The 431-nt window shown below is 48.3% G+C and carries 2 tRNA genes; both read right to left on the minus strand.

Annotated elements, in window-relative coordinates:
• Positions 1 to 135: 135 nt before the first annotated feature.
• Positions 136 to 211 (minus strand) — tRNA-Ala (locus ACRAWE_RS24340).
• Between the two features lie 38 nt (positions 212 to 249).
• Positions 250 to 326, minus strand: a tRNA-Ile gene (locus ACRAWE_RS24345).
• Between the last annotated feature and the right edge of the window lie 105 nt (positions 327 to 431).

Genomic DNA, 431 nt, shown 5'->3' on the forward strand with positions numbered 1-431 from the left:
CCCAATACATCTACGGAGGGATAAATTTCAGCCGTCATGTTTCAATTTTCAGCTTGTTCCAGATTGTTAAAGAGCAAAATACTTCGCAGCATACTGTCGCCAATATACTCTGAAGTATTGAAATACCGGACTATATGGTGGAGCTAAGCGGGATCGAACCGCTGACCTCCTGCGTGCAAGGCAGGCGCTCTCCCAGCTGAGCTATAGCCCCATACAGTCACGTGCAGTACCTTTTCCACTTCTGAGAAGTGGTAGGCCTGAGTGGACTTGAACCACCGACCTCACCCTTATCAGGGGTGCGCTCTAACCACCTGAGCTACAAGCCTATAAAGGTATTTCTGCTCGTTACTTTCTATCAGACAATCTGTGTGAGCACGCCACTCGAACTAATATCTTTAGGTAAGGAGGTGATCCAACCGCAGGTTCCCCTA

The sequence above is a fragment of the Serratia sp. BFP-2025 genome (assembly GCF_050880365.1).
GTDB classification, from domain to species: Bacteria; Pseudomonadota; Gammaproteobacteria; order Enterobacterales; family Enterobacteriaceae; genus Serratia; species Serratia surfactantfaciens.